Annotated in this window: 12 protein-coding genes and 3 pseudogenes; 13 read left to right on the top strand and 2 right to left on the bottom strand. The window is 73.7% G+C overall.

Annotation, left to right across the window (positions count from 1 at the left end; translation table 11 throughout):
* The 5 genes and pseudogenes from A6Q79_RS06475 to A6Q79_RS18580 form a co-directional block, all read left to right on the top strand.
* Positions 1-208 (top strand): annotated as a pseudogene (locus A6Q79_RS06475) (hypothetical protein); the annotation flags it as partial.
* Positions 205-2112 (top strand): nitrilase-related carbon-nitrogen hydrolase, encoded by a 1908-nt coding sequence (locus A6Q79_RS06470; protein WP_317697197.1) that lies wholly within the window; start codon positions 205-207, stop codon positions 2110-2112. The pseudogene A6Q79_RS06475 and the gene A6Q79_RS06470, both read left to right, overlap by 4 nt.
* Positions 2109-3203 carry an MSMEG_0565 family glycosyltransferase gene (locus A6Q79_RS06465; protein ID WP_286690489.1) on the top strand — a complete coding sequence of 365 codons (1095 nt, stop codon included), beginning with the start codon at positions 2109-2111 and terminating at the stop codon, positions 3201-3203. Before A6Q79_RS06470 ends, A6Q79_RS06465 begins: the two co-directional genes overlap by 4 nt.
* Entirely contained in the window at positions 3200-3640 is a 441-nt protein-coding gene (locus tag A6Q79_RS06460; RefSeq protein WP_317697194.1) for an AMP-binding protein, read from the top strand. The genes A6Q79_RS06465 and A6Q79_RS06460 overlap by 4 nt, the downstream gene beginning before the upstream one ends.
* Positions 3625-4392 (top strand): annotated as a pseudogene (locus A6Q79_RS18580) (AMP-binding protein); the annotation flags it as partial. The gene A6Q79_RS06460 and the pseudogene A6Q79_RS18580, both read left to right, overlap by 16 nt.
* Before the next feature lie 84 nt (positions 4393-4476).
* On the opposite strand, the gene A6Q79_RS06455 reads toward A6Q79_RS18580, so the two are convergent.
* The gene (locus tag A6Q79_RS06455) at positions 4477-5034 is read right to left on the bottom strand and encodes a TetR/AcrR family transcriptional regulator (protein ID WP_286690487.1); all 558 of its coding nucleotides are present in this window, start codon (positions 5032-5034) and stop codon (positions 4477-4479) included.
* An 88-nt stretch (positions 5035-5122) separates the two neighbouring features.
* Here A6Q79_RS06455 and A6Q79_RS06450 point away from each other — a divergent pair.
* The 6 genes and pseudogenes from A6Q79_RS06450 to A6Q79_RS06425 all read left to right on the top strand — a co-directional run.
* Positions 5123-5635, top strand: a pseudogene (locus A6Q79_RS06450) (SDR family NAD(P)-dependent oxidoreductase); the annotation flags it as partial.
* A 275-nt stretch (positions 5636-5910) separates the two neighbouring features.
* Positions 5911-6711 (top strand): ABC transporter permease, encoded by an 801-nt coding sequence (locus tag A6Q79_RS06445; protein WP_286690485.1) that lies wholly within the window; start codon positions 5911-5913, stop codon positions 6709-6711.
* A complete protein-coding gene (locus A6Q79_RS06440; RefSeq protein WP_286690484.1) occupies positions 6696-7487 on the top strand; it encodes an ABC transporter ATP-binding protein in 792 nt (263 codons plus the stop codon). Before A6Q79_RS06445 ends, A6Q79_RS06440 begins: the two co-directional genes overlap by 16 nt.
* Positions 7484-8497, top strand: a complete 1014-nt coding sequence (locus A6Q79_RS06435; protein WP_286690483.1) for an ABC transporter substrate-binding protein — start codon at positions 7484-7486, stop codon at positions 8495-8497. The genes A6Q79_RS06440 and A6Q79_RS06435 overlap by 4 nt, the downstream gene beginning before the upstream one ends.
* Positions 8494-9603 (top strand): LLM class flavin-dependent oxidoreductase, encoded by a 1110-nt coding sequence (locus tag A6Q79_RS06430; RefSeq protein WP_067860157.1) that lies wholly within the window; start codon positions 8494-8496, stop codon positions 9601-9603. Before A6Q79_RS06435 ends, A6Q79_RS06430 begins: the two co-directional genes overlap by 4 nt.
* A gap of 271 nt (positions 9604-9874) precedes the next feature.
* Positions 9875-10801 (top strand): hypothetical protein, encoded by a 927-nt coding sequence (locus tag A6Q79_RS06425; RefSeq protein WP_289017204.1) that lies wholly within the window; start codon positions 9875-9877, stop codon positions 10799-10801.
* A gap of 60 nt (positions 10802-10861) precedes the next feature.
* On the opposite strand, the gene A6Q79_RS06420 is transcribed toward A6Q79_RS06425, so the two are convergent.
* A complete protein-coding gene (locus tag A6Q79_RS06420) occupies positions 10862-11218 on the bottom strand; it encodes a hypothetical protein (protein ID WP_317697187.1) in 357 nt (118 codons plus the stop codon).
* Here A6Q79_RS06420 and A6Q79_RS06415 point away from each other — a divergent pair.
* Positions 11217-11660, top strand: a complete 444-nt coding sequence (locus A6Q79_RS06415; RefSeq protein ID WP_289017200.1) for an SDR family oxidoreductase — start codon at positions 11217-11219, stop codon at positions 11658-11660. The two genes, A6Q79_RS06420 and A6Q79_RS06415, sit on opposite strands and share 2 nt — an antisense overlap.
* A 183-nt stretch (positions 11661-11843) precedes the next feature.
* A partial coding sequence (locus A6Q79_RS06410) for a DUF222 domain-containing protein (protein WP_317697184.1) occupies positions 11844-12537 on the top strand: 694 nt, incomplete at its 3' end.

The raw sequence follows: 12537 nt of genomic DNA, 5'->3' as shown, positions 1-12537 counted from the left end.
CCGCTACACCGTGCAGGACTTCGTCGACCGCTCGACGGCGGCGCTCACGATCGCGAGCGAGCGGGTCCGGCTGCGCTACGGGTTCGCGTGCACGTCGTCCGCGGCGACGCAGGAGCAGATCCGCCGTTCGGCCGCGGCGCACGCGCCGACGGACGTCGTCGAGGTGCTGCGGATGCACCCGCCGCTGCCGGTGGAGGTGAGCCGATGATCCGCGTCGCGATCGTCGGGGCCGGCCAGGCCGGGCTCTCGGTCAGCCACCACCTCACCAGGCTCGGCGTCGAGCACGTCCTGCTCGAGGCGGCCACCCCCGCCCACGAGTGGGCCGACAGCCGTTGGGACAACTTCACCCTCGTGACGCCCAACTGGCACTGCCGCCTGCCTGGCCACGTGTACGAGGGTCCCGACCCCGACGGGTTCATGACCCGCGACGAGGTGGTCGCCTGGCTCGACGACTACGTGCGCTCCTTCGACCCGCCCGTGCGGACGCACACCCGGGTCGTCGAGGCGCGGGAGCGCGACGGGGGCGGCTTCGTGCTCGACCTCGAGACGCCCGACGGCCCCGACACCCTCGAGGCCGACGACGTGGTCGTGGCGACCGGCGGGTACCACCGCCCGATCGAGCCGGCGTTCGCGCGGGCGATCGACCCGTCGGTCACCCAGCTGCACTCCCAGCAGTACCGCAACGCCGACCAGCTGCCCGAGGGTGGCGTGCTCGTGGTGGGCACCGGGCAGTCCGGCGCGCAGATCGCGGAGGACCTGCACCTCGAGGGGCGCCAGGTGCACCTCGCGCTGGGCGACGCGCCTCGCGTCGCGCGCTTCCACCGGGGCCGCGACTGCATGACGTGGCTCGCCGACATGGGCCTGTACGACACGGCCGTGGCGCAGTACCCCGGCGGCCTGGCCGCCCGGGAGAAGACGAACCACTACGTGACCGGCCGCGACGGCGGCCGCGACATCGACCTGCGGGCCTTCGCCCTCGACGGCATGCGCCTGTACGAGCCTCGACCTCGCCGCCGAGGGGATCACGTCGGTCGTCTGGGCCATCGGCTACCGGCCCGACTACCGCTGGCTGCGGGTCGGGGTGTTCGACGGGACGGGACGCCCGACGCACACGCGCGGCGTGACCGCGGTGCCCGGCCTGTTCTTCGTCGGCCTGCCGTGGATGCACACGTGGGGGTCCGGACGGTTCCTCGGCGTCGCAGCCGACGCGGAGCACGTCGCGCAGTGCATCGTCGGCGCGCAGCGCTCGGTGCCCGCGGAGGCCTGATGCGCATCGGTGCGGTCGCGGCGCACTTCGGGCGCGACCTCGACCGTGCGCTCGCGAAGGTCAGAGCGATCATCGACTCCGCCCGCGCGGACGGCGTCGAGCTGCTGGTGCTGCCCGACGCGACGCTCGGCGGCTACCTGACCGACCTGCGCGACCCTCGGGCGGACCTGCCGCCGACGCTGGCGCAGGACGACCCGCGGCTCGCCGAGGTCGCGGCCGCGGCGGGCGACATGGTCGTGTGCCTCGGCTACACCGAGAGCGCCGAGGTCGACGGCGAGCAACTTCGGCACAACGCCGCCCTGTGCGTGTCGGGCGACGGCGTCCTTGGGCGGCACCGCAAGGTGCACCAGCCGCTGGGGGAGTCGCTCGTCTACGCGCCCGGCGACCGGTTCGAGGCGTTCGACACGCCGCTCGGCCGCCTCGGCATGCTCATCGACTACGACAAGACCTTCCCGGAGTCGGCGCGGTCGCTGGCGCTGGACGGTGCCCGCGTCGTCGCCTGCCTGTCGGCGTGGCCGGCCAGCGTGACCGACCGGGCGTCGCGGCTGCCGCAGGACCGGCAGTCGCGGCTCTTCGACCTGTACGACAGCGCCCGCGCGGCCGAGAACCAGGTGGTCTGGGCGTCGTCGAACCAGACGGGGGTGCTCGGCGGGCTGCGCTTCCTCGGCCAGGCCAAGGTCGTGGGGCCCGGTGGCGACGTGCTGGCGCGCACCTGGTCCAAGGGCGGGATCGCGGTGGCCGACGTCGACGTCGAGCACGAGGTCGCGCGGTCGCGCCGCGTGCTGCACCACCTCGACGAGCTGCGTCCCGACAGCTACGTCACGACAGGTCGCGAGCCGTCATGAGGGTGGCCCTGCTGACGTACTCGACCAAGCCGCGCGGCGGCGTCGTGCACACGCTCGCGCTCGCCGAGGCGCTCGCCCGGGCCGGTGCCGACGTCGACGTGTGGACGCTCGCGCGCGGCGGGGACCGCACCTTCTTCCGTGCCGTCGACCCGGCGGTGGGGCTGCGTCCCGTGCCGTTCCCCGACGTGCCCGGCGAGGCGGTCGGCGCCCGCATCCTGCGCTCGATCCGCACCCTGCGCGACGCCCTGAGAGGCGCCGACTACGACGTCGTGCACGCGCAGGACTGCATCAGCGCGAACGCGGCGCTGGCGGCGGGCCTGCGCTGCCTGCGCACGATCCACCACCTCGACACGTTCACGACGCCCGAGCTCGTGGCCTGCCACGACCGCGCGGTGCTCGAGCCGGCCGGGCACGTGTGCGTCTCCGAGGCGGTCGCCCGCGAGGTGCGCCAGCAGTACGGCGCGCAGCCGGTGGTGATCGCGAACGGCGTCGACGCCGGACGGTTCGAGCAGGCAGCGTCGCCGGCGGCAGCGTCGCAGCGCGACCGGTGGCGCGACCAGCTGGGCCACTACGTGCTGGCCGTGGGGGGCATCGAGCCGCGCAAGGGCAGCATCGACCTGCTCGAGGCGTACGCACTGCTGCGACCACGGCACCCGCACCTGCGGCTCGTCCTCGCGGGCGGGGAGACGCTCTTCGACTACCGCGACTACCGCGCCGCCTTCGACCGACGCGCACGGGAGCTGGGCGTGGAGCCGACGATGCTCGGCGTGGTCGACGACGACGCGCTCCCGTCGCTCGTCGCGGCCGCGCGGACCATGGCCTTCGTGTCGACCAAGGAGGGGTTCGGACTGGCGGCGCTCGAGGCCCTCGCAGCGGGCGTGCCCGTGGTGGCGCGCGACCTCCCGGTGCTGCGCGAGGTCTTCGGGCCCACCGTCTCGTTCGCGACCGACCCGGCCGGCATCGCCGACGCCATCGACGGGGTGCTCCGTGGCCCGACCGACGCGGTACCGGGTCGCGAGCTCGCCCGCTCCTACACGTGGGACGCCGCGGCACGGGCGCACCTCGCGGTCTACGCAGGCCACGCGTCGTGACCGACCTGCCCATCGGCCGAGCGTTCGCCGTGCTGGCGGAGCGGTCGCCGGACGCCGTGGCGGTGCACGACGGCGATGACGTCTGGACCCGTCGCCGGCTCGAGGACGACACGAACCGGCTGGCCCGGGCGTGGCAGGACCGGGTGGGGCTCGACGACGTGGTCACGGTGGCGCTCCCGAGCGGGATCGACCTGGTCCGCGCGTGCGTCGCGGCCTGGAAGCTGGGCGCCACGCCTCAGCCGTTGGCCCCGACGCTCGACGTCGCCGAGCGGCAGGCGGTCCTCGACCTGACGGGTCCGGCCCTCGTCGTCGACGGGCGGCTCGGCGAGACCTCGACCGTCCGGTCGCGCCGTTCGTGCCGCGGCACGCCGTGCAGCTCGTCGCGAGCCCGCTGTTCCACGCCGCACCCTTCGTGTACGCCATGCGCGGCCTCATGACCGGGCACGAGCTGGTGCTCATGCCGACGTTCGAGCCCGCCGAGTGGCTCCGCCTGGTCGAGCGCCGCCGGGTGACGTGGTCGGTGCTCGTGCCCGCGACGATGCACCGGGTCCACCGGCTCGGACCCGACGCGCTCGCGGCGGCCGACGTGTCGTCCCTGGAGCAGGTCCTGCACCTCGGCGCCCGGTGCCCCGCGTGGCTCAAGCGCGCGTGGATCGACTGGCTCGGCCCGGAGCGGGTGGTCGAGGTGTACGCCGGCACCGAGTCGCAGGGCGTCGCCATGATCACCGGCGCCGAGTGGCTCGCGCACCCGGGCTCGGTCGGCCGCGGTTGCGGCGGCACCCGCTTCCGCGTGGCCCGGACCGACGGCGAGGACTGCGCGCCCGGCGAGCGCGGCGAGATCCTCATGCGGCGCGACCACCCCACCTATTCCTACGTCGGCGCCGAGCCCACCGTCCGCGACGGCTGGCACACCCTCGGCGACGTCGGGTACCTCGACGCCGACGGCTTCCTCTTCGTCGAGGATCGGCTCGCGGACGTCGTGACGACCGGGGGGACGGTCGTATACCCGGCCGACGTGGAAGGGGTGCTCGAGGCCCACCCGGACGTGCGGGCCTGCGTCGTGGTGCCCGCCGACGACGACCGGCTCGGCCAGGTGGTGCACGCCGTGGTCGAGACCGACGCCGACCTCGCCGACCTCGAGCGCTGGGCGGCCGAGCGGCTGGCGCCCGAACGACGGCCGAGGTCGTGGCAACGGGTCGCCGAACGTCTGCGCCCCGACACCGGCAAGGTCAACCGCAGCCGGTGGCGGCCGTCCGCCGGCGGGGGACGGCGCTCAGCCCTCGCCCGTCGGACGGTGGGGACCGGGGTCGAGCCACCGCTCCACCAGCTCGGCGACGTCGCTCCCACTCGCGTCGGAGAGGCCGGGCAGGTCGAGGAAGTGTCGCGCGATCGTGACGCCCATGATGCTCGAGACGACGAGCGCGGCCCGGGTCGCGGCCTGCTCGTCGTCCATGGTCGCGGCGAGGGTCGCTGCGCGCTCCTGCAGGTACGTGCTCATGACCTGCGCGGCCTGCGGCGACGTGAGCATCGAGCGCAGGAGCGCGCGGGTCGGCGCGGGCAGCTCGTGGAGGCGGACGTCGAGCACCTCCTCCAGGTGCCGCGGGACGTCGTCGTGGTCGAGGTCGTCGACGGGCCGTACCGCCAGGGCGAACAGCGCCTGCTTCGAGCCGTAGTGCTGCAGCACGAGCGACGGGTCGACGCCGGCGCGCCGGGCGATGCCGCGGATGGTGGCGCCGTCGCCGTGCGTGCCGAACTCCTCCTGGGCGGCCTCGAGGATGCGTGCGGCGGTCGCCTCGCGGCGCTGGGCGCGGGTCGGCTGGGAGTCCGTCATCCCTTCACTCTACATCTGTTGAGCGACATGCTAGCGTTGACTCAACAACTGATGAGCGAAAGCTCGTCGCCGAGCCCAGGGGGCACCCATGAAGGACAACAGCAGCGACACGCGAGACACCGACACGCGCCACACCGACACCCGCGCGACCACCCGGAAGGTGCTGGTCGTCGGTGCGACCCGGGGGCTGGGCCTGGCCGTGGTCGAGGAGTACGTGGGGCGGGGGGCGCACGTGGTGGCGACCGAGCGGTCCGACGGCCCGTCGGGCCTGCGCACGCTCGCCGAGCGGCACCGCGAGGCCGTCGAGGTGGAGCGGCTCGACGTGACCCGGCCCGAGCAGGTGGCGGCGCTCCGCGAGCGTCTGCGCGGCCGGACCTTCGACCTCCTCCTCGTGGTCGCGGGCATCTCGCTCGCCCCTCAGGAGGCCGTCGGGGTCGACATCGCCACCGACGACTTCACGCGCATGATGGAGACCAACGTGCTGGGCGTCATGCGCACGGTGGAGGGCCTCGACGGCCTCGTGGCCGCGGACGGCACCGTCGCGGTCATGTCGTCCGGCCAGGGCAGCGTCGCGAACAACACGTCGGGCGGCTTCGAGGTGTACCGCGCGACGAAGGCCGCGCTCAACCAGATGGTGCGCAGCTACGCCGTGCGGCAGGCCGGCGGCTCTCGGAGCATCCTCCTGCTGGCGCCGGGCCGCCGCTGGTCGACACGATCGAGGCCCAGCGCGGGCGCGCGGGCCTGCGCTTCCTCGACCGCCACGGCGACGACGTGCCGTGGTGACCTCGGGATAGCACAGGTCGCAGGGGTCCCACGGTCTGCCCACGACGTGAGCAGCCCGCGAGGGGCTCGAACGGTCGGGCGAGGGTGGCGGCCATGTCACTCACCGCACCTCTGGCCCGCACCCGGCGGCCGCGGCGGCCAGGACAGCCCCGCCGCGCCTGGCGTCGGGCGATCAGCCCCCTGGCGCTGCTCGCCGTCTGGCAGCTGGCGTCGAGCACCGGCGTCCTGCCGCGCGAGAAGCTCGACTCGCCCCTGAACGTCCTCGACTCCCTCGTGGGGCTGTGGACCGACGGGCGGCTGCTGGACGCCATCCAGGTGTCCGTGACCCGGGTGCTCGTGGGCTTCGTCCTCGGCGCGGTCGTCGGCGTCGGCCTCGCCGTCGTCGCGGGACTGTCCCGGCTGGGCGAGGACGTCGTCGACGCGCCCATGCAGATGCTGCGCACCCTGCCGCACTTCGGGCTGCTGCCGCTGTTCATCCTCTGGTTCGGCATCGACGAGGCCCCGAAGTACGCGCTGATCGCGCTCGGCGTCGCGTTCCCGCTCTACGTCAACACCTTCGCCGGCATCCGCGGCGTCGACCCCAAGTACCTCGACGCGGCGCGGGCGTTCGGCCTCGGCTGGACCGAGCGGCTGCGGCACGTCGTGCTGCCCGGCGCGCTGCCGAGCACGCTCGTCGGCCTGAGGCTCAGCCTCGGCGTCGCCTGGCTGACCCTCATCGTCGCCGAGCAGATCAACACCACCGCCGGCATCGGCTACCTCGTCTCCGACGCCGCCGGGTTCGGCCGCACCGGCGAGGTGGTCGCCGGGCTGCTCATCTACAGCGTGCTCGGCCTGCTCACCGACGCGCTCGTCCGCATCCTCGAGAGGAAGGCCCTCGCATGGCGACTCGGCTGAACGCACCCCAAGCGCTGCGTGCCCCGACGGTCCCGCCCACCGTCCAGGTCCGCGGCCTGCGCCGCGCGTTCGGCGACACCGTGGTGCTCGACGACCTCGACCTCGACGTGGCGCCCGGCGAGCTCGTCGCGCTGCTCGGGCGCAGCGGCTCGGGCAAGTCGACGCTGCTGCGCCTGCTGGCGGGCCTCGACGCCCCCGACGCCGGCACGGCCGAGGTCGACGGCGTCACCTCCGTGGCGTTCCAGGAGCCGCGGCTGCTGCCGTGGCGCCGGGTGGCGCAGAACGTCGCCCTGGGCCTGCGGACCGGCAGCCGGCGCGAGCGCGACGAGCGGGCTCGGCAGCTGCTCGGCGAGGTCGGGCTGACGGAGAAGGCCGACGTCTGGCCCGTGACGCTGTCCGGCGGACAGGCTCAGCGCGCCTCGCTGGCCCGAGCGCTCGTGAGCGAGCCGGGCCTGCTGCTCCTCGACGAGCCGTTCTCGGCGCTCGACGCCCTGACCCGCATCGAGATGCACGACCTGCTGCTGCGCGTGTGGGCGCGCCACCGGGCGTCGGTGCTGCTGGTGACCCACGACGTCGACGAGGCCCTGCTGCTCGCCGACCGGGTCATCGTGCTCGACCAGGGCCGGGTCGCCCACTCCCTGCGCCTGGACCTGCCGCGTCCTCGCGCCCTGCACGACCCGCGGCTCGTCGCCCACCGCGCGACCCTGCTCGACCAGCTCGGGGTCCGCCCCTCGTCCGCCACCCTCACCAGCACCGCCCAGGAGGCCATCTCGTGAACCGCTCCCGTCTCGCCCTGCCCGCCGTCCTCGCCGCCGCCGCGCTGGTGATCGCCGGCTGCGGAGGGTCGTCCAACGCCGACGCCGTCGGCGCGGACGGCACGGTCGACCTGTCCAAGGTCACGCTCGTCGTCGGCGACCAGAAGGGCGGCTCCGAAGCGCTCCTCACCGCCGCCGGCGAGCTCGACGACGTGCAGTACGACGTGCAGTGGAAGCCGTTCACGTCGGGCCCGCCGTTGCTCGACGCGGTCGCCAGCGGCGCCGTCGACGTCGGCGGGGTCGGCAACACGCCGCCGCTGTTCGCCATCGACCAGGACAAGAAGCTCAAGGTCGTGCAGGCGTCCAAGCAGGGCGCCCAGGGCGACGCGATCGTCGTCCCGAAGGGCTCCGACGTGACCTCGGTGGCCGACCTCGAGGGCAAGAAGGTGGCCGTCGCGAAGGGCAGCTCGGCGAACTACCACCTGCTCGCGCAGCTGAAGACCGCCGGACTGACCCTCGACGACATCGACCCCGTGTGGCTCCAGCCGGCCGAGGGTCTGGCGGCGTTCACCGGCGGGCACGTCGACGCGTGGTCGATCTGGGACCCGTTCACGTCGCAGGCCGAGGTGGCCAACGGCGCGAAGGTCCTGGTGACGGGCGACGGCGTCGTGAACGGCCTGGCCTTCCAGGTGGCCTCCGACGACGCGCTCGACGACCCGGCCACGGAGGCCGCCGTCAGCGACTACCTGCAGCGGCTCGCGCGGGCGCAGGCGTGGGCCAACTCCCACCGGTCTGAGTGGGCGAAGGCATGGGCCAAGGAGACCGGCCTGCCCGCCGACGTGACGGAGAGCGCCATCGGGCGCCGCACCTACCAGCCGATCCCGGTCGCCGAGGCCGTGCCGTCGGAGCAGGACATGTGGGACGCGTTCGTCGCGCAGGGCCAGCTGAGCCGCGACGTCAGCCTCGCCGACTACTTCGACGACCGCTACGACGACGCCGTGCTGGCCGCCGCGAAGGGGGCGGGCGCATGACGGCCTTTCACTGGTTCCTGCCGACGACCGGCGACGGGCGCACGCTCGTCGGCGGAGGTCACGGCGTGCCCGGCGGCCTCGGCCACCCGGGGGGCCGAGCCGGCACCGCCAACGCGTTCCGCCCGCCGTCGATCGACTACCTCGCGCAGGTGGCGCGCACGGCCGAGCTGCTCGACTACGAGGGCGTGCTGACGCCCACCGGCACGTGGTGCGAGGACGCGTGGCTCACCACGGCGGCACTGGTGCGCGAGACGTCGCGGCTGAAGTTCCTCGTCGCGTTCCGCCCCGGCTCGATCGAGCCGACCCTCGCCGCGCAGATGGCCGCGACCTACCAGCGGCTGTCGAACGGGCGGCTCCTGCTCAACGTCGTCACCGGCGGGGAGCCGGCGGAGCAGGCGCGCTTCGGCGACCGGCTCACGCAGGAGCAGCGCTACGCCCGCACCGACGAGTTCCTCACCGTGGTGCGGGGCGCGTGGGACGGCGGGTTCGACTTCACGGGCGAGTACTACGACGTCCGCGACGCCCGCACCCGCGAGGCGCCCGACCCGCTGCCGGAGCTGTACTTCGGCGGCTCGTCGCCGGCCGCGGGTCCGGTGGCCGCGAAGCACGTCGACGTCTACCTGACGTGGGGCGAGCCGGTCGACCTGGTCGCCGAGAAGCTCGACTGGATCCGCGGGCTGGCGAAGGAGCAGGGGCGCGAGCTGCGGTTCGGCATCCGGCTCCACGTCATCACGCGCGACACCAGCGAGGCGGCCTGGGCGGTCGCGCAGCAGATGCTCGACGAGCTCGACCCGGCGGTGGTCGCGCAGGCCCAGGACACGCTGGGGGCGTCGTTGTCGGTGGGCCAGCAGCGCATGCGCGCCCTGCACGAGGGGCGGCGCGACGCGCGCGACGCCCACGACCTCGAGGTCGCGCCGGGACTGTGGGCCGGCGTCGGCCTCGTGCGCGGTGGTGCGGGCACGGCCCTCGTCGGGTCGCACCGCGAGGTGGCCGAGCTGGTGGAGCAGTACCGCGCCATCGGCATCGAGGAGTTCGTGCTCTCGGGCTACCCGCACGTCGAGGAGGCGTACTGGTTCGCGGAGGGCGTGCGTCCCCTCCTCGGCTGATCCGCCGCTCGCCCGCCCGGGCGGTGGATCCTCCACCGGAAGAGGGGCTCGTTCGGTGGCGCTCGCACCGCTCGGGGCGTGGGCGCGCGGGCGGTGGATCCTCCACCGGACGCGGGCCGTTCTCGGTGGAGAAGTCACCGCCGTACAGCCACGAGACCACGCGTCGGACGTGACCGGGCCAAGTCGTACGATGGCGCAAGATCGCGTCGCGGCCTGAGCCCAGCTGAGGTCGTGGCGCGTGTCCCCACTCGTCCTACGCCGGAGCCAGACCATGACGAACGACGACCTGCAGCGCGAGGCCGCCGACCCCCGGACCTCCGCAGCCCGGCTGCACGAGATCGCCCAGGCCGACCGCGAGACGTGGCCCCTCATCGCCGCGCACCCCCAGGCCTACGACGGCCTCCTCGAGTGGCTCGGCGAGCACGGCGACGACACCGTCCGGGAGGCGATCGCCGCCCGCGCCGCGGCAGTGCCCCCGCCGCCTCCGCCGCCGGGACCGCCGGCCCCGCCCGCGCCCCCCACGCAGGAGAGCCCGGTGCAGGAGGCCCCCGTCGAGGAGCCGCCCGTCGCGCCCGTCGCCGAGCCGACCGTCCCGCTCGAGCCGACCCCGGCCCCGACCGCACTCGCGAGCGACGGCGCTGGGAGCACCGAGGCAACGAGCAGTGACGCGACGAGCAGCGGCGGGACGAGCGTCGCCCGCGTCCTGCTCGTGCTCGGCGTCATCGCCGCGCTCGTCGCGGGTGGCTACTTCGGCATCAGCGCCCTCACCGGCGACGACGACTCCGGCAGCCCGGTGGCCGGCACGTCGGCCTCGAAGGACAGCGACGACAAGGGCGGTGACAAGGGTGGGGACGAGGCGAGCGGCTCCGGCGACTCCGACCAGTTCTGCTCGGTCATGAAGGACCTGCGCGACAGCAGCCTCAGCAGCCTCGACAACCTCAACAGCGAGGGCGGCACCCCCGACCTCGACGCCCTGCGCCAGCAGCTCGACGAGACGGCGGCGAAGTACGAGGCGCTGCGCAAGGCCGCCCCGGCGGAGATCGCCGACGATGTGAAGGTCCTCGCCGACCTGATGTCCAGCTCGGCCTCGGCCAGCAGCTCGGGAGGCACCAGCCCGTTCGCGGACTTCTCCTCCAAGGAGTACCTCGACGCCTCGACGAAGGTGTCGCAGTACTACTACACGCACTGCTCGACCTGAGGCGCGCGAGCGGGTGCTCCACGTCGCGCACAGCGGTGCGGCAGCCGATCTTCGTGGGCCTCAGGTGAGCGAGCGCAGTGCCGCCTGCGCCGCCCAGTAGCCCGACATGCCGTGCGCACCAGCGCCTGGAGGAGTGGCGGCTGAGCAGAGGAAGACGCCGTCGGCTCCGGTCGCGTACGGATGGAGGGTGACGCGAGGGCGGAACACGAGCTGCAGCGGGTCGTTCGCGCCCGACACGATGTCGCCGCCGACGTAGTTCGCGTTCTTCCGCGACATCTGCGTCGTGCTGCAGACGGCCGTCGCGCGGATCCGCTCGCGGAACCCGGGCGCGAAGCGCTCGACCTGGGCGACGATCGCCTCGGTCGCGTCGCCGGTGTAGCCCGCCGGCACGTGCGCGTACGTGTAGAACGGGTGCATGTCGCCGACGGAGCGGGTCGGGTCGGCCACGTACTGCTGCGCCGCCAGCACGAACGGCCGCGCCGGCACCTTGCTCGCGGCGTTCGCCCCGCCCGGCGAGAGCCTGCTGTACACCGGCATCAAGAGCTACGTGCTCGACATGTCGCAGGCGCTCGACATGGAGCTCAAGCCGCACGGCGTCCACGTCACGGCGCTCTGCCCGGGCTTCACCCGCAGCGAGTTCCACGCGACGATGGGCAGCGCCGAGGCCGCCAACCGGCTCCCGGCCCTCCTCTGGCAGGAGGCCGACGCCGTCGCGCGCGAGGGCTGGGCGGCCGTCGAGTCGGGCAAGCCCGTGTGCGTCCCGGGCCGCGTGAACAAGGTGCTCTCCCACGCCATGCGTCCGGTGCCGTTCCGCCTGCAGTACCTGATGGGGCGGTCGCTGAACCCGTTCAAGCACTGACCCCGTGCCGGCGCGCCCGGTGAGGGTGGGTGCGGCCTGACCGGGCCGTTCGCGACAAGAGGATCCTCGCGGGGCGGACAGGGTCGGCCTTCGCGGTGGACGCGAAGGAAAAATCCTGGAATTGCAGGTCGTTTGAGCCGTCAAAGTGTTGATGTTCGAACACCCGTTCGGTATCATGGAGGCATGTCCAGCACCGCACTCGCCGCCCGGCTTGAGGCCGTCGCGGCTGAGCTGCGTGCGTACCCGACGAGCACCGATGCGTTGCGGCTGCTGCAGGGGCTCTCCAACGCGATCGACGCGGAGAAGGTGGCGCTGGTCGCGGAGATCGACGAGCATCGGGACTTCGAGGCCGAGGGCTGCTCGAGCCTGAAGAACTGGCTGCGCGACCAGCTCCACCTCGACGGCAGACAGGCGGGCCAGCTGGTCCGCTCCGGTCCGACCCTGCGGGACATGCCCGACCTGGAGTCACTCGCCGTCGAGGGGGCCGTGTCCCTGGACCACGTCGACGCGTTCGGCTACGCCGCCCGCCACATCGACCCGATGGTCGTCGAACACTCGATGGACTGGATGCTGCGTCTGGCCGAGCAGGCCGAGCCGGTCCAGATCCGCAAGGCCGTCAAGAAGCTGCGCGCCACCGCCCACCCCGACGACCTCGACGAGGCCTGGATCAAGGGCATGGACCGCCACGACCTCAAGGTCTCCGTCGTCGGCGACGGAGTCGCCGTCACCGGGTTCCTGCCCTTCGACACCGGCACCAAGCTCAAGACCGTCCTGCAGTCCCTCTCCGCCCCCACCTGCGCCGAGGACGACCGACCCGCCAGCATCCGCCGGGTCACCGCCCTCGACCAGCTCCTCACCGGGATCCTCGACTCTGGTC

It is taken from the genome of Aeromicrobium sp. REDSEA-S32_B7 (assembly GCF_001626145.1).
Taxonomy (GTDB): Bacteria; Actinomycetota; Actinomycetes; order Propionibacteriales; family Nocardioidaceae; genus Aeromicrobium; species Aeromicrobium erythreum.
Note: the sequence above shows the minus strand (reverse complement) of the source record. Positions and strands in the feature narration are given on the sequence as shown.

What these genes read in the sequence shown, in the direction of transcription:
- A6Q79_RS06470 (WP_317697197.1), top strand. Translation starts at nt 205, where the DNA reads ATGATCCGCGTCGCGATCGTCGGGGCCGGCCAGGCCGGGCTCTCGGTC.
- A6Q79_RS06465 (WP_286690489.1), top strand. Translation starts at nt 2,109, where the DNA reads ATGAGGGTGGCCCTGCTGACGTACTCGACCAAGCCGCGCGGCGGCGTC.
- A6Q79_RS06455 (WP_286690487.1), bottom strand. Translation starts at nt 5,034, where the DNA reads ATGACGGACTCCCAGCCGACCCGCGCCCAGCGCCGCGAGGCGACCGCC.
- A6Q79_RS06445 (WP_286690485.1), top strand. Translation starts at nt 5,911, where the DNA reads ATGTCACTCACCGCACCTCTGGCCCGCACCCGGCGGCCGCGGCGGCCA.
- A6Q79_RS06440 (WP_286690484.1), top strand. Translation starts at nt 6,696, where the DNA reads ATGGCGACTCGGCTGAACGCACCCCAAGCGCTGCGTGCCCCGACGGTC.
- A6Q79_RS06430 (WP_067860157.1), top strand. Translation starts at nt 8,494, where the DNA reads ATGACGGCCTTTCACTGGTTCCTGCCGACGACCGGCGACGGGCGCACG.
- A6Q79_RS06425 (WP_289017204.1), top strand. Translation starts at nt 9,875, where the DNA reads ATGACGAACGACGACCTGCAGCGCGAGGCCGCCGACCCCCGGACCTCC.
- A6Q79_RS06415 (WP_289017200.1), top strand. Translation starts at nt 11,217, where the DNA reads ATGTCGCCGACGGAGCGGGTCGGGTCGGCCACGTACTGCTGCGCCGCC.
- A6Q79_RS06420 (WP_317697187.1), bottom strand. Translation starts at nt 11,218, where the DNA reads ATGCACCCGTTCTACACGTACGCGCACGTGCCGGCGGGCTACACCGGC.